At 43.0% G+C, this 15382-nt stretch carries 16 protein-coding genes; 2 read left to right on the top strand and 14 right to left on the bottom strand.

Annotation, left to right across the window (positions count from 1 at the left end; genetic code table 11):
• Nucleotides 1-26: 26 nt before the first annotated feature.
• From IGI54_RS00300 to IGI54_RS00285, 4 genes are all read right to left on the bottom strand, one after another.
• A complete protein-coding gene (locus tag IGI54_RS00300; RefSeq protein ID WP_430620834.1) occupies nucleotides 27-1751 on the bottom strand; it encodes an ABC transporter permease/substrate binding protein in 1725 nt (574 codons plus the stop codon).
• Entirely contained in the window at nucleotides 1744-2940 is a 1197-nt protein-coding gene (locus IGI54_RS00295) for a quaternary amine ABC transporter ATP-binding protein (RefSeq protein WP_071861801.1), read from the bottom strand. The genes IGI54_RS00300 and IGI54_RS00295 overlap by 8 nt, the downstream gene beginning before the upstream one ends.
• Before the next feature lie 214 nt (nucleotides 2941-3154).
• Complete coding sequence (locus IGI54_RS00290; RefSeq protein ID WP_430620833.1) at nucleotides 3155-4498, bottom strand: FAD-binding oxidoreductase; 1344 nt, start codon at nucleotides 4496-4498, stop codon at nucleotides 3155-3157.
• Nucleotides 4499-4767: 269 nt separating this feature from the next.
• The gene (locus IGI54_RS00285) at nucleotides 4768-5406 is read right to left on the bottom strand and encodes a GntR family transcriptional regulator (RefSeq protein WP_216429802.1); all 639 of its coding nucleotides are present in this window, start codon (nucleotides 5404-5406) and stop codon (nucleotides 4768-4770) included.
• A 392-nt stretch (nucleotides 5407-5798) separates the two neighbouring features.
• On the opposite strand from IGI54_RS00285, the gene IGI54_RS00280 reads away from it, so the two are divergent.
• Entirely contained in the window at nucleotides 5799-6974 is a 1176-nt protein-coding gene (locus tag IGI54_RS00280; protein ID WP_430620832.1) for a NupC/NupG family nucleoside CNT transporter, read from the top strand.
• Nucleotides 6975-7038: 64 nt separating this feature from the next.
• Here the strand turns inward: IGI54_RS00280 and IGI54_RS00275 are convergent, their stop codons facing one another.
• From IGI54_RS00275 to rbsR, 6 genes are all read right to left on the bottom strand, one after another.
• Nucleotides 7039-7341 (bottom strand): DUF5960 family protein, encoded by a 303-nt coding sequence (locus IGI54_RS00275; protein ID WP_071861805.1) that lies wholly within the window; start codon nucleotides 7339-7341, stop codon nucleotides 7039-7041.
• Between the two features lie 60 nt (nucleotides 7342-7401).
• The gene (locus tag IGI54_RS00270; protein WP_430620831.1) at nucleotides 7402-7803 is read right to left on the bottom strand and encodes a hypothetical protein; all 402 of its coding nucleotides are present in this window, start codon (nucleotides 7801-7803) and stop codon (nucleotides 7402-7404) included.
• 109 nt (nucleotides 7804-7912) lie between these two features.
• Nucleotides 7913-8800: a ribose/proton symporter RbsU gene (rbsU, locus tag IGI54_RS00265; RefSeq protein WP_071863029.1), complete on the bottom strand. Its 888-nt coding sequence runs from the start codon at nucleotides 8798-8800 to the stop codon at nucleotides 7913-7915.
• A 24-nt stretch (nucleotides 8801-8824) separates the two neighbouring features.
• Nucleotides 8825-9220 (bottom strand): D-ribose pyranase, encoded by a 396-nt coding sequence (rbsD, locus tag IGI54_RS00260; protein ID WP_071863030.1) that lies wholly within the window; start codon nucleotides 9218-9220, stop codon nucleotides 8825-8827.
• 17 nt (nucleotides 9221-9237) lie between these two features.
• Nucleotides 9238-10143: a ribokinase gene (gene rbsK, locus IGI54_RS00255; RefSeq protein ID WP_430620830.1), complete on the bottom strand. Its 906-nt coding sequence runs from the start codon at nucleotides 10141-10143 to the stop codon at nucleotides 9238-9240.
• A 108-nt stretch (nucleotides 10144-10251) separates the two neighbouring features.
• On the bottom strand, nucleotides 10252-11244 hold the full coding sequence (gene rbsR / locus IGI54_RS00250) for a ribose utilization transcriptional repressor RbsR (RefSeq protein WP_071863032.1): 993 nt from the start codon (nucleotides 11242-11244) through the stop codon (nucleotides 10252-10254).
• A 133-nt stretch (nucleotides 11245-11377) separates the two neighbouring features.
• Between rbsR and IGI54_RS00245 the strand changes: the two genes are divergently transcribed.
• Nucleotides 11378-12304, top strand: coding sequence for an alpha/beta hydrolase (locus IGI54_RS00245; RefSeq protein ID WP_430620829.1), 927 nt, complete (start codon nucleotides 11378-11380; stop codon nucleotides 12302-12304).
• 131 nt (nucleotides 12305-12435) lie between these two features.
• Here the strand turns inward: IGI54_RS00245 and IGI54_RS00240 are convergent, their stop codons facing one another.
• The 4 genes from IGI54_RS00240 to IGI54_RS00225 form a co-directional block, all read right to left on the bottom strand.
• The gene (locus IGI54_RS00240; protein ID WP_430620828.1) at nucleotides 12436-13461 is read right to left on the bottom strand and encodes a 2-hydroxyacid dehydrogenase; all 1026 of its coding nucleotides are present in this window, start codon (nucleotides 13459-13461) and stop codon (nucleotides 12436-12438) included.
• Complete coding sequence (gene rhaD, locus IGI54_RS00235; RefSeq protein WP_430620827.1) at nucleotides 13454-14299, bottom strand: rhamnulose-1-phosphate aldolase; 846 nt, start codon at nucleotides 14297-14299, stop codon at nucleotides 13454-13456. Before rhaD ends, IGI54_RS00240 begins: the two co-directional genes overlap by 8 nt.
• 23 nt (nucleotides 14300-14322) lie before the next feature.
• On the bottom strand, nucleotides 14323-14505 hold the full coding sequence (locus IGI54_RS00230; RefSeq protein ID WP_071863036.1) for a hypothetical protein: 183 nt from the start codon (nucleotides 14503-14505) through the stop codon (nucleotides 14323-14325).
• Between the two features lie 172 nt (nucleotides 14506-14677).
• Entirely contained in the window at nucleotides 14678-15373 is a 696-nt protein-coding gene (locus IGI54_RS00225) for an L-ribulose-5-phosphate 4-epimerase (RefSeq protein WP_216429814.1), read from the bottom strand.
• Nucleotides 15374-15382: the final 9 nt, after the last annotated feature.

The raw sequence follows: 15382 nt of genomic DNA, 5'->3' as shown, positions 1-15382 counted from the left end.
ATATCGATCAGCAATTTTTTTGGATTCTATTCTTTCCACTCATCAACTTCTTTTTGATGATCTTTGATCCAGTCCTTCGCTGCTTGCGATGGATCTTCACCTTCGTTGATTGCTAACATAACACTTTCCATATCTTTTTGGGTCCAGTGGAAGTTGTCTAATACTTTATAAGCTTCGGGCTGGTCTTTTTTTAGACCTTGACGAGCCATAGTGTGGATCGATTCGGCTGAGCCCATTGCATTTTTAGGATCTTCTAAATATTTCAAACCATATTTTGCAAACATCCAGTGGGGTGACCAGCCGGTGATTACGATGGGTTGTTTGTTTTTGATTGCTTGGCCTAGAGCTACGGTCATAGCTCCAGAAGAAGAGGTTGAAACTTTCCAATCCGCTAAGTTTGGATAAGCCTTCAACGTATTTTCTGCCGCGTTGACGACGCCCGCACCAGGTTCAATCCCGGTGATGGTTTTATTGGCTTGGTCGGATAGATCTGCGATGGAATTTACATCCATATAATCCGGTACAACGATCCCAACTTTGGCACCCTTCAAGTTGACGCCTAAATCATCGACTTGATCTTTATATTGAGCATATTGTGATTTGTGGGTATTTGGCAACCAAGCTGCAACCATTGCATCCGATTCGCCTTTTGCAACGGATTCCCACATAATCGCATTATCTAATGGGGTCGTGTTGACTTTGTAGCCCATTTCTTTCAATACTTCTCCCACAACGTGGGTTGAAGCGACTTCGGTATCCCATTCCACGTAAGAAAGATTGATTGTACCTTTGGTTTTCTCAGACGCCCCGCCAAAACCAAATGACGCCAACAACACAACAGCAGCGACCACACCGGCTGCAATGCCCAATTTTTTCTTCTTGCTCTTCGGCATTTTTTCAGCGGCTTGTTGTTTCGGTTTATTGATATTTTGGGTAAAGCGGTCAATGATGATTGCTAAAATAACTAGTGCTAAACCATTGACGAACCCATTTCCGACTTGTGCTCGTTGCAAGGCAGATAAGACCCCACGTCCTAGACCGGGAGCACCGATCATTGAGGCGATTACTACCATTGATAAAGCCAACATCGTTGTTTGGTTGATCCCGGCTAAAATAGTACTTTTAGCTAACGGCAATTCTAATTTGAATAATTTTTGTTTGGCAGTACCACCGAATGAATCAGAAGCTTCGACTAACTCTTTTGGAATTTGACGAATCCCTAAGTTAGTAAAGCGGACCGTTGGTGGCAAGGCGAAAATCACTGACGCGAAGACCCCTGGCACCATGCCGATTCCAAAGAAGGCAACGGCTGGGATCAAATAAACAAAACCAGGCATCGTCTGCATGAAATCCAAAATCGGTGTAATGATCTTTTTCGCCGTCTCGTTTTTCGCCATCAAGATCCCTAACGGTACCCCGATGATGATCGATAGCAAGCTAGATAAAAGCACAAGCGTAACGGTACTCATTAAATCCGCCCATAACCCTTGATTATAAATGAATAATAGTCCGATAAAGGTAAAGCTGGTTAATCCCCATTTTTTATTGGAGATGAAAAATGCGGCAACTGTCAAAACTAAAATAAATAAGAGTGGCGGAATCATTGTTAAGATTCCCGTCATGCCATCCATCAAAAATTGTCCGGCCTGTTGCAATGCTGAAAATAATCCTGCGAAGGTGCTAGTTAACCAGTCGGTGAAATTTTCAACCCAATCTGCAACGGGTAAAGCTTGTTGTAAAAAACTAAACATTCGTCGTCACCTCTTCTTCTGTATTTGCCAACGCTTCTAAGACACTGCCGCGAATCACGACGCCGACTAAGCGGTCGCCTTCAACCACAGCTAAAGGAGCTGGCGAATCAAAAATCAGATTAAAAATGTCGGTCACCAGCATGTCTTTAGGAATGCGGCGGACATTTTTATCAATGACTTCTTTTAAGGTTAGATTATTTTTCCGAGCTTCTAAGGCTTTATCCGCCGTCAGGCTGCCTTTTAATTTACGCTTGCGGTCAACGGCTAACAGCATGCTGACTTCTTCTTTCCGCATTCGGTTCAAGGCCACATTTGGACCATCGACTTCGATATTGGTCGTCAAAGCCGGTACCATGATATTTTGCGCAGTCAGGACTTTTGAACGATCCACGTCTTCCACGAAGTCGCGGACATATTGGTTGGCTGGATGGGTCAAAATTTCTTCCCCCGTACCGATCTGCATGATTTGTCCGTCCTTCATCAAGGCGATTCGATCACCGATCCGTAAGGCTTCATTCAAGTCATGGGTAATGAAGATAATCGTTTTTTGCACATTTGATTGTAAATCCAATAGCTCATCTTGCATTTCACGGCGAATCAATGGATCTAACGCTGAGAAAGCTTCATCCATCAATAAGATTTCTGGATCGTTGGCTAAGGCCCGCGCCAAACCGACCCGCTGCTGCATCCCACCGGATAATTGATCAGGGTATTGATCCTTAAAGGTCAGCAAACCGGAGTTGTCTAAGGCTTGCTCCGCCTTGGCTTGACGTTCCGCTTTCGGTACACCCCGGACTTCAAGTCCGTATTCCGTATTTTCTAAAATCGTTCGATGTGGAAACAATCCAAAATTTTGAAAGACCATATTGATTTTATGGCGGCGCACTTCCCGCAGTGCTTCTTTATCCATTTGGGCAATATTCTCACCATCAATATAAATCTCACCAGAAGTTGGATCGATAAGCCGATTTAACAAACGAATCATCGTGGATTTTCCGCTACCGGAAAGCCCCATAATAACAAATATTTCTCCTTCATTGACTTCAAAACTGGCATCATACACACCAACTGTCGCACCCGTTTGCTCGACGATCTCGTTCTTACTGCGATTCTCTTGGATCATCGCAAGGGCTTGTTGCTGCTTCTTGCCAAAGATTTTCGTCAGATGTTCAACCTTAACTTTACTCAAAATGTATCCTCCTTATTAAAAAGCTTTACGAACCTCGTTCGCGAAACCAAATTTCATCTGCATTAAAAAATGCTCTCACTGAAAAAGTGACCATACAACACTAACACGGTGTGGTCACTTTGTCAAAAATGATGCAGAAAGTTTTCAGGAAAACAAATTCAAAGCAAAAAAAATCTAAGCTTTTCTGCTTAGATTTTTTCGCTACAAGGATTAGCTAGACTTCTCGATTTTGAGTAAAGAAATGCATCGGGTCGTATACTTGTTTCATTTTTTTTAATCTAGTCGCGGTTTGGTTGGACCAAACGCGGAGATTTTCCGCCGTACTCGTATCGCTTGAATAGGCGCCATAAATACCTTGACCAAATTCCTGGATCGGTTGGAAAAGCCGAAGCGCTTCATCCGCATGTGCTTGATTCACCCAATAGGCAATCATAATCTCTGCTTCTCTAAAAGACCATGCGTTGAAATCGGCGGCTTTATCATTCATCGCTCCGCCGAGCGCCCGCAATTCTACGCCATAGACAAAAGGCGGCTCCAGCAGTTTTTCCATTTCGGCCGCTATTGCTTGCGGAATATCTGTTACCAACGTATTTTTCCCAAAAGCCGTATTTTTTCCATCGATACGGGCATGCTCATCGGGAAAGAAATCGGCGTAGTTCATCGCTACTTCTGTTTTAGCGGAAACGTTGCCTAAATGAAGAGCCTCAGCCAGCACCGCTCTTGCTTCAGGAGTTTCCTCGCCGTACCAAAAGTTTCTCGTCTGTACCGTGATCGTTTGATCTGCACCTTTGTTAAGCAAAAGAATACTTGTCAATTTATTTGAAGAATTTTTGAACCATGCATGCCACGCTTGCGTAAAGCCATAAAGATCCGTGATCGTATAATTGATGGTTTGAACAACCATAGGAATCGAAAATTCCGAATCGGTTGTGGTCACTTTATCCGCTTGAAAAAGAAATTCCGTTACTACACCAAATTGTCCGCCGCCTCCACGAATGCCCCAAAAAAGTTCCGGCTCATTCAGGTCATCAAGCTCACGTCGTTCACCGTCCGCCGTGATCAGTGTCGCGCCAATGACCCGATCGATCGTCAAGCCAAAAGAACGTAAAATGATCCCCATCCCACCGGATACCGCCAAGCCGCCGACACCGGTATCACCATGATCCCCACTTGAAATCACTAATTGATCGGCTAGCAGCTTGGTCGCTACATCTGACCAGAGGGCACCGGCTTGGATTTTAACAATGCCTTTTTCTTTATCAATCACTTGAATCTGATTCATCTGGGAGAGGTCTAAGATCATTCCTTGGTCGTTCACGGAAGTCGCGGATAGTCCATGACCACCGCAGCGGACAGAAAAGGGAAAGTCTGCCCCTTGCTTGATCTTAGCAGCATAGGTGATCGCGTCTCGGACTTGTTCTTCGTTCTCTGCTAAAATGACAATTTTGGGCTGACCTACTTTATAATCGTTTGAACGAACATCATCATAGCGAGGGTCTTCTGGAAATACTGCAACATCCTTCAGTGAATGTGGTAATTCTGTTAGTTTTTTCTCCATGGTAAATCCTCCGTTCGTAAATTCAAAAAGTTATTAGGGGTTAACAAAGTGTCTCATGGAGAGAACCAATAGTAAAAAAATAACTTTTGTAATTAAGAAAGCGTTATCATTTCTTAATATTTTGCCCTTTGAACAAAATAAGCTACCGGAGAATGAGGCAGAAGTGGTCAGCTTCAAGAAATTTCGACTTATTGAAGAAGAAGCTTCTTCTCCCCGTTTATGCGTAAATAGAACCTGTGACAAACGTTTTGTCACAGGTTCTATTAGCTTTATTTATCTGGATAAAATAAATGCTGCATGCGTTGCAGCACCAGCTCATTACCGACAAAAAACAAAGTGTCGCCTGCGCAAATTTTGGCGTAGGGGCCTGGTGATAGCAGCAGCTGTTCTTTTTGCTGAATCGCAATAATGGTTGCGCCCGTCTCATGCCAAATATTTAATTCATTGACGGTCTGTTCTAAATGTTCCGCTGCTTCTGTTAAAGTCAGCTCGTAAGGAACAAAGGGTGCGACGTTGTGAACCCGCTTGGTTTGCGCAAATAATTGATCCAATAATTGCGTCATATTATTTAATTCTTGTTTTTGATTTTCAATACTGGTTTGAATATCATTTTTGATCTCTTGGGCGGATTGAACGTCTTGATATTTTTCGAAATAGACTTTGGCTTTTTCTCGCGAAAGTACATAAGCGCCGCTGCCATGACGAACTTCCATGATGCCAAGGTCAACTAAGACATTGATGGCTTTTCTAGCTGTCTCTGGTGAAACATTGAAATTACTAGCCAGCGTAGAACGAGCGTGAATTTTTTCGCCTACTCGATAGCGATTGTCCGCGATCCGCTCGGCGATCTCCACCGCTACTTGTTGGTACCGAGGCAGTAAGACCCGCTTCTTGTTTTCCCCTTCCATTTCGACCCCTCCTAGTTCGTCTAAATATTTTCTATTTTTCAAAAAATGAGTCTGATTCTTACCGGATCGATCCTTCCGGTAAAGCGGCAAACGCCGTCAGACTAACTACTATAGAACAGCCTATTAGAACTGCACACTGCGAAAAACAGAACTGACCTTTTTTTGCAGAATTCTTTTCAAGCATAGCATATTTTTTTTAGAAAAGCTGTAACCATTCTATGACCGCTTAAATGAAGATGTTAGTGCTTTTTCTTTTAGTTTTTTTTCATAGAAGCACTTTTTTCGCTGCTATCTTTCGCCTTTTTGTCAAAAAAAGGCTAGACTGGTTCAGATTATTTTTTGTGCCGATCTATTCAGCGCTAAAAAAATTAAATAGAAACAGGAGTGATTGTTTGCATTTTTTAATGGGTATTATTGGGTTGGTATTGGTCCTGGCGTTAAGTTTTCTAATCAGCAATGATCGGAAAAAGATTCGTTTTACGCCACTTTTGATCATGCTGGTCTTGCAATTTTTATTAGGTTTTATTTTACTACGTACATCAGTGGGAACCAAGATCGTTGGTAGTTTGGCCAGCGTTTTTGATGCTTTGCTAAGTTTTGCCGGTTCAGGTGTGGACTTTGTCTTTGGCGGAATTGCCAACAAAGGCAGCTTCCCCTTTTTCTTAAACGTTCTGATGCCGATCGTCTTTATTTCTGCGATCATCGGAATCTTGCGTTACATTAAAATTTTGCCGTTATTTATGAAAGCTGTCGGTCTGGCATTAAGTAAAATCAACGGCATGGGCAAGCTGGAATCATACAACGGAATCGCTTCTGCGATTTTAGGACAGTCGGAAGTCTTTATCTCCATCAAAAAGGAATTACCGACCTTGTCAGAACAACGCCTAACGACGATGAGTATCTCAGCAATGTCAACAGTCTCCATGTCGATCGTTGGTTCTTATATGGCTTTAATTCAACCACGCTATGTCATTACGGCTTTAGTGTTGAACTTATTCGGCGGCTTTATCATCGCCTCCATCGTTAATCCTTATCAATTGGAGAACGATGAATTAGTGATTGAAGAGGACAAAGAACAAACCTTTTTCCAAATGCTCGGGGAATATATTTTAGACGGCTTCCATGTCGCAGTTACCGTTGCGGCAATGCTGATCGGATTTGTCGCCTTGATCGCGATGATCAACTTCATTTTCGCTAAGATCACAGGACTGACTTTCCAAGAGATTCTTGGTTATGTCTTCGCCCCATTGGCCTTCATTACTGGGATTCCTTGGAAAGAAGCCGTTGATGCCGGTAGCTTGATGGCGACTAAATTAGTCACCAATGAGTTCGTCGCCATGACCGAATTAGCCAAAGGCAATTGGCATTTCTCCCCACGGACGACTGCCATCGTCTCCGTTTTTTTAGTTTCCTTTGCAAACTTCTCGTCGATTGGGATCATTTCCGGTGCGATGAAAGGTTTGAATGAAGAAAAAGGCAATCTGGTAGCCAAGCACGGCTTGAAAATTCTATTAAGTGCAAGTCTCGTCAGCTTTTTAAGCGCGATTATCACGGGTTTGATTTTTTAAAATGAAAGAGGGATCAGGGCTGAATACAGACCTGATCCCTTTTGATTATTCGGCGCGACTGCGCTTATAATTGTTCATCTTCCAATACTTCATACTCATAAGGCGAACCTTCATAGAAAAATTGAGTGGAAACAGTCGCTTCATTGTCCGTTGCAATTAATTCTTTGCGGAAAGGAAAGCGTACCGAGTGCCCTGTTTTTGTTTCAGATCCCGGTAAAATATAGGATAAGCTGTCATCTGGTGTCGGCTTGTTCAAGTCATTCATGACCGCATCAATCACCTGCTGCTGATCTATTTTTTCTGCCTTTGCGACCTTTTGATAATCCTTAAAAAAAGCTGCCTGTCCTTCAAAATATGTCATTTCCATTTTCTTCACCCTTTCAAATGCTCTTAATCTTTTTGTCATTCATTTACTAAATAACCCTGTTTACTCTGTTAAATCTAACCGGCCCGCTTCGGTTTGAAACAGTGGCCAACTCCCCGCCAACTCTAAGCGAATCAACTTTAACTCAGAATATTGCTGAAGCGCGACTATGATCGAGTTGATCAATTTCCCTTGCTGATTGCCATGTTCCTGTGGTGATAACAGCGTATCTTGATCAAGCATTTCGCCATAAGCTCGGTTTTTTTCAATTACCTCGTGAAACGCCGCCTTGAATGAGCGCTCAATTTTTCGCGCAAACTTCGCTTCATTCTCCGTCGTATAGGCGAGCTGATCCTTGCTTGCCAAGAAGGTCGCGTAGATCAAAGGAACCGTGGACACAGGCTTCACGGGAGAAACATAATAAAACATCTCTTCCAAAAGATCCATTGAGATCGTCAGCTTCATAACATCTCCTCTTTTCTAGGATTATTATAGCATTCACTAGGTCATTTCTTAGCTAATTTAATCTCAAAAAAGGCTGAGGAATCGATTTTCCCCAGCCTTTTTCTTATTTTTAAATCATCACAGTAATCGCCGCAGCAGCTAAGATTAGTACTAAGCCGATAATCGTAATAGTCATTTCTTTTTTAGTTTTCTTTTGTCCTAAGAACCAGATACCCGTCAAGGTCGCTAGTACCACCGAGGTTTGCGATAAAATGAAGCCGGTCGCTAAGCCATTCATATCTGGTTGAGCAGAGATCAAATAGGTCAACGCCGCAAAGGCGAAGAAGAAGCCAGAAAATATATGTTTATATGAAACCACTTCAGTAAAGGCCGATTTTTCTTTATCTTTGAAGCCTAGAAATACCGAGTAAACGACAGCGACTAGTAGCATTCCAATCGCTTGTGGTAAGAAAGCCTGCATCCCATTGATCGAAGTCGCTTGGGGAGCAGCTGAATAAGCCCAATAACCAATTTCACCGACAGCTAACAATAGGACGGCTTTTTTCAAAATACTCGCTTTTTCCTGCGTCTTTTCCTCTGTCCAAACCGTCATCCACGCACCTAAAATGATTAAGATCAACGCGAAGCCGCCTAATAATTTAGCGCTCATTCCTGGCCAATTCCCTAGCGCGAACACGCCCCAAAGCGACGCGCCTAACAGTTGAAAAGCGGTAGTGATCGGCATCGCCCGTGATGAGCCGATCAAGGTAAACGATTGGAACGTAATGATCTGTGCCGTCGCCCAACCAACACCAGAGAGAATGGAGAAGACTAGATCCATGCCACCTGGCAGACCCATACCATTGATCATGGCAAAAATTAATGCGAAGATCAAGGTACCGATGGTGGAGCCTAGAATTTGATTGACCGGTCGCCCACCGATTTTTGAAGCGATGGTTGGATAGAGACCCCAACCAAGTAACGGTCCTAGACCGATCAAAATTGCTGTTGCATTCATGTTACTTCCTCCTTTTTAGCCTGCTTAAAAAACAACGCCGCTTTCCAATAGAATATTTGCGTAAGGCGTCATTTCTCCAGTTCGAATAAAAGCATGACTATCTTTTAGATTAGCTTTCATTTCGCTATGAGGAATAAACGTCACTGGTGTTTCTGGCAAGCGGTCTTGGATTTTTTTCAACATAGCTGGATTCTCTGTTTTGATTTCTTCCGCTAAATAAATTCGTTGAACTTCTAATTCTTCCAAAACATTATTTAAAACATCCATAAAACTTGGAATACCATTATCGACGGCAAGATCGATTTTTTCTGTCGTCTTAGGAACTGGCATGCCAGCATCTCCAATACTTAATTGATCAAAGTGACCCATTTGGGCAATCACCCGTGAGATATCTGAGTTGATGACTTTCGTTTTTTTCATAGTAAAAAATCCTTTCTCTACACTAATTCGTTTTTATAAGGGATCGATGGTTGGGCACCAAAGCGTTGAACGGTTAAGGAAGATGCTTGATTTCCAAATTTAATAGCCTCAGCTAAGTTGCTGAAATCGTTTTTCAATACACTGCTCAAGGCACCAATAAAGGTATCGCCTGCAGCTGTCGTATCAACCGCGTGCACTTTGAAGGCCGGTACGATTCCGCTGTGACCTGCTACGTCATAAAAGGCTCCTTTACTGCCGATCGTGATAATTACGGCTTCGATTCCTAATTGATGCAGCTGATCTGCTGCCTCCTTTAGACTGGCTTCATCGGTTACTTTGATTCCCGTTAAAATTTCAGTTTCTGTTTCATTGGGAACGATCATATCGGTCACTTCCAATAATTCAGTCGGTACTTTTTCTAAGGCTGGAGCTGGGTTTAAAATCGTTTTTACATTGGCTTTACGGGCAATTTTGAAGGCTTCAATCGTACTTTCTAAGGTGCTTTCAAATTGCGCGATCACAAAATCACTGGCTTCGATCAGCTCTTTATATTCTTCTACATGCTCAGGGGTAAAGGCATTGTTCGCACCTGAATGAATCATAATGCTGTTTTCCCCTTGATCATCAACAATGATATAGGCTTGGCCGGTCGCTTGCTTTTCTAACGTTTCTACACCAGCTAATCCGATACCTTCTTCTTTCAAAAGCTCTAGCATCATTTCACCTGCTTCATCGTTGCCAACTGCACCGATGAAATTTGTTTTCGCTTCCGCCCGTTTCGCTGCTACGGCTTGATTGGCACCTTTTCCGCCACCTGCTGAAAAAATTTCTTTCGTATGCATCGTCTCTCCAGGCTTGGGCATTTGTTTCACTCGGATCGTCCGATCAAGGTTGATACTGCCAATTACTGTAATCGTATTCATTTTGCTCACTCCGTTTCGTAGTCTTAAAGTTCACTCAATTTACAAAAGATTAAAACGTTTTATTAAAACGTTTTAATTCGACACCAAAAATATAGCACAGCTTGAAAGCTATTTCAAGCGTGCTGCTGAAAAACGTTTTACTAGTTGAACCGAAAGCATTCTTTCTTCCCAGTCTTTTTCAGGTTCTTGGATTCTTTTTAACAATAATTCTGCGGTGGTCTGACCTAACTCATAGATTGGCTGAGCAATCGTCGTTAGCTGTGGTGTGACGTATTCACACATGTCGATATTGTCGTAGCCGATCACGCTATAATCTTGCGGAATTTTCTTGCCCGCTTCTGCTAAACCTAAATAAAGCCCAAATGCCAGTTCATCATTAATAGCAAAAATCCCAGTTATATCTGTCTCAATAATTTTTTTAGCAGCTTGACGCCCGCCTTGCTTTGATAACTCACTGTGAATCAACGTTATCTCAGGAAAAATTTCACGAAAACCAATCAATCGAGTCGCAATGTTTTCAGTGGCACCTTCAGGTAAGACCACAGCAACTTTTTGATGTCCCAGCTCTTGTAAGTACTCGCCTGCGAGTCTCCCGCCGGTATAATCATCTGTCAAGACTGCATCGCTGAAGCCTTCTGCTTTTTTTTGGTCCAATACGATAAAAGGTAGATTTTTTGCTCGCAACGTTTCGTTAATGGCTTGATTCGAGATCGCCGAACTAGCAATAATATAACCATCTACGCCCCGACGACTCAACTCTTCTAAATAATCAATCTCTTTTTTTGAGTCCAGATCTGCATTACATAACAAGGTCACGAAATTTTCCCGATACAATACACCTTCAATCCCGCGAATCAATCGACTAAAAAAAGGGTTCGTAATATCTGGGACTAGCACACCGATGGTCTTACTTTTTTTCATGATCATACGGCGCGCAAAATAATCCGGCTCATAATTCAATGCCTGCTTCGCGGCTAAAACTTTCTCTACCGTTTTAGGACTGAATTTGCTGTCATTTCCATTTAGAATCTGGGAAACCGTTGCGATTGAGACTCCCGATTGTTTCGCAACATCTTTAATCGTAATTTTTTTATTTGTCATTTAATTCTCTCCTGCTTTAAACTCTGCTACATTTTCTCACGAAAGAGTTTTCCTGTAAATACACTCGCTGTGAACTTGCCATTCCGAGATATTTTTTCTATACTGCTTATGATACGTTTATAGGAGTGAAAGAATGAATAAAAAAACAAAAATTATCTTAGGAATCATCTTACTATTAGTTATCGCTCTAATTGCTGCCGGAAATTATTTTTACTCTTACGCCGTCGTTCCAACAGAAAAGGATTTTTTATCTGACAGCTCAGAGAAAAAATCGGCTGAATTGGTCGCAGCCGAAGACTGGTTCAACGATAAAAATAACCGCAGTGAATGGCAGCTGCAATCAAAAGACGGACTGAAATTATCCGCGTACTATTTACCCGCACAAAAAGATCAGCACAAAACCGCTATCATCGCTCACGGCTATATGGGACAAGCCAGCGATATGCCGCAATACGCTAAAATTTATCATGACCTCGGGTACAATGTCCTGATGCCCGATGCTCGTGGTCATGGTAAGAGCGAAGGCGATTATATCGGCTTTGGATGGCCCGAAAGAAAAGACTATCTTCAATGGATCGATCGCATCGTTAAGGGTGACAGCCAGTCAGAAATCGTCCTTCACGGAGTCAGCATGGGGGCAGCGACAGTCATGATGACTAGCGGCGAAAAGTTACCAGAAAATGTCAAAGCCTTCGTCGAGGATTGCGGCTATAGCTCTGCTAAAGATGAACTGAGCTATCAGCTAAAGGATATGTTCAACTTGCCAGCCTTTCCATTGATTCCCGTAACCAGTCTAATTACAAAAATCCGTGCAGGCTACTTCTTTGGTGAAGCCAATGCCGTCAAGCAGCTCCACAATAATACGAAACCGATGCTCTTCATTCATGGAGACAAGGATGCCTTTGTGCCCTTTTCAATGCTGGATACAGTCTACGAAGCGACCAAAGGACCCAAAGAAAAATATGTCGTTCACGGCGCGAAACATGCCGAAGCCTTGAGTACTGATCCGGCTATGTATCAGGAAAAAGTCACTGAATTTTTGGAGACGTATATGAAATAAAAACAGCGCAACGAGGATTTTCTCGTTGCGCTGTTTTTATTTCAATACCTCCAAGAAGTGAGCTTTTTAGTATGCCATGCCTCTTTTTGTTGAGTACTCAATGACTTGAGATTTTGATTTGATTCTCTTAACTACGGTTTTTCCAAATACTGATTAATCGCCCTTTGTAAAAGCTGCGGCGACCGTTCGATCGCATTAACGGTATCTCCTGCGATATGGGATGTGATTACGACGTTATCCAATGAAAGCAGCGGATCATCTGGAGCGATTGGCTCCTGCCACATGACATCGATCCCCGCACCGGCAATTTTTCCAGTCTGGAGTACTTCAATAAAATCCTTTTGATTCAAGATTTCTGGTCGCGCCGTATTGATTAGATACGCACTTGGCTTCATTAGCTTTAATAAAGAAGCATCTATTAAATTTTCTGTCTCAGGAACGACTCGCAGGTGCAAAGAGACGACATCAGAATTTTGAAAAAGCTCTTCCAGACTGCATAAATTTACTAGGCAGCCTTCCGCAGTTAGATCAGCTTGTTTAGCAAATGGGTCGAAAGCACTAACGGACATTCCTAAGGCGTTTAATCTTTTTGCCACGATTTTTCCGATATGACCCAAGCCGACCAGGCCTACCTTCATATTAGAGAAGGAGGATTTGTAGCTGTCATTCGCAAAATTCTGTGGCCATTTGCCTTGCTTGACTTGAATAGCCGCCGCCGCAATATTTCGAACCGTTGCATACATTAAACCGATCGTAAAATCAGCGACTGGTTCCGCGTTACGAATAATATTGATGATGGGAATATGCTTTTTTTCTCGAATCGCTGCTAGATCAAGATGTTCCAATCCGCCGCGACAAGTGCCGATCATTTTCAAACGCTCCGCTTTGGCAATCGTTGTTGCTGAGATTGGAGCCAAATGGACTAGCAAATACTCCACTTGTGGTAGCACCTCTAGTACACCCGCTGGCAATTCGAAGCCTGACGGACCATTCCGCTCTAGTTTTTTAATGATTTCTCTAAATTCAGATCGGGACAACTCAGGGCACCAATCAAACTGATAAATATCAATCGGCGGGTCAATCGCTAACTTTGCAGCTGCTTTTGCTAAGTTTTCTGCTGAGACAAAAGGATCGCCGATCACTAATACCTTACTCATGACCTACCTCCCGCGGCGCTAGAATCCCTTCTCTAGGTGTAACCTGAAAGGCATCCGCTAATTCCCACAACTGCTGATCGGTAATGCTTTGCCGAATTGCTTGCCTAGTAGAACAGATTTGCAAGTAAATCGCCGCCGCTTTTTCTGCGGTCTCCACTAGCCCAAAAGCATCGTCCATCGTTTGACCAGCGCCCATGATCCCATGATGCGCCCAGATAACGATCCGGGTGTCTTTCATTTTTTCAGCCGATTTTTTTCCTAGCTGCTGGGTCCCCGCTACCATCCATGGCAGCACTGCCACACCGTCAGGAAAGACTACCAAACATTCCGTGATCATTTGCCACAAGGTTTTAGTAAATTTTTTATCCTCCAATTCATGGATGAAGGTCATCGCCGAAATCGCGGTTGCGTGGGTGTGGAGAATCACGCGATGCTGAGGATCTTGTGCTAAACGAACCCTGTGACATTCCAAATGAGAAGCTAGTTCACTAGTAGGTAAATCGCCGCCCTCTAATCCCCACAACAGCTCATAATATTGACCATCTTCAGTGACCCGAATAAGCGCCAAATTAGCCGCCGGATTTCTATGCAGATGCTTAAAGTATTTTCCCGAACCGGTGACTAAAAAGATTTCTCCTGCCAGCGATTCGATCGTAAAATTTAAAGCCTCTCTTCGCTTTACGTGGGTTACATCTAAGTACTGCTTTACTTCTTCTGACGGTAGCCGATAACTAATATTGCCGCCATTGCGTTCAGCCCAACCATAGGACCACAACTGACTAGCCGCCTCGCATATTTCTGTTATAAAAGGAGCCTGAGTGATATCATGCAATGCCATTTTATCTCTCCTTCATTCAGCTATTAAAGGAGGACCGTGAGCAAACGAGCAGCAATCATAAATGCAATACCCAGCACGCCATGAATCATGAATGTTTTAGTTTTTACTACATCACCGTCAGCCCCGATAACCAATTTTTTGGCACCATCAAAAAAGACTTTGATAAAAAAAGCCAATCCAATCAAAATAAACAAATCGCTGATCATACGAATCCTCCTTTTTGAATTCTATTTTAATTTAATACCTGCCAGAGCTGGGAAATGAATACAATCCCAGCCCCGCTTTACGGATAAACGGCAGTCTAGAAGTAGCTGCTTCGGAAATAAACCGAAATTTCTTGAAGCTGAATACTTCTGTCCCAACCTCAGCTCGCTTCACTTATTTTTGCCCATAATAGGCATTTGCACCGTGTTTTCGTAAATAATGCTTGTCCAGCACCCGTTGTGGCAGTTCTTCCGCGAAGCTATTTAATTGACGAGTCAACAAGTTCATCTTGCAGACTTCCTCTAAAACTACAGCATTCATGACGGCACTATGGGCATCTTTTCCCCAAGTAAAGGGACCATGTCCATGAAGCAGCACGCCGGGTACCTCTAACGGCTTCAATTCTCTTTCCCGGAAAGTTTCAACAATCACGCTACCGGTCTCGTGCTCATAACCTTCGTCGATCTCGTATTGGGATAAAAAACGCGCACAGGGGACTGACCCGTAAAAGGTATCCGCATGAGTCGTTCCCATCGCTGGAACATCTAGGCCTGATTGAGCCCAAGCCGCCGCCCACGTAGAATGGGTATGGACGATTCCGCCGATTTCTGGGAAAGCTTTGTATAAAACTGCATGAGTCGGTGTATCTGATGAGGGATTCATTTCCCCTTCGATCACTTTGTTGTCTAAATCAACCACTACCATATCAGCCGCTGTCATTTCTTCGTAGCTGACACCACTGGGCTTGATGACAAAATATTGGGTTTCAGGATCATAAGCACTGACATTGCCCCAAGTATATTTGATTAATCCATGTTTCGGTAAAGCGAGATTCGCTTGGAAAACTTCCTCTTTTAGTTGTTCTAACATAATTTCGGC

Origin of the sequence: Enterococcus sp. DIV0800, from assembly GCF_050559735.1 — a bacterium.
GTDB lineage: Bacteria > Bacillota > Bacilli > Lactobacillales > Enterococcaceae > Enterococcus_A > Enterococcus_A devriesei.
The sequence above is the reverse complement of the archived record's forward strand: the minus strand, read 5'-3'. Positions and strand labels throughout refer to the sequence as shown.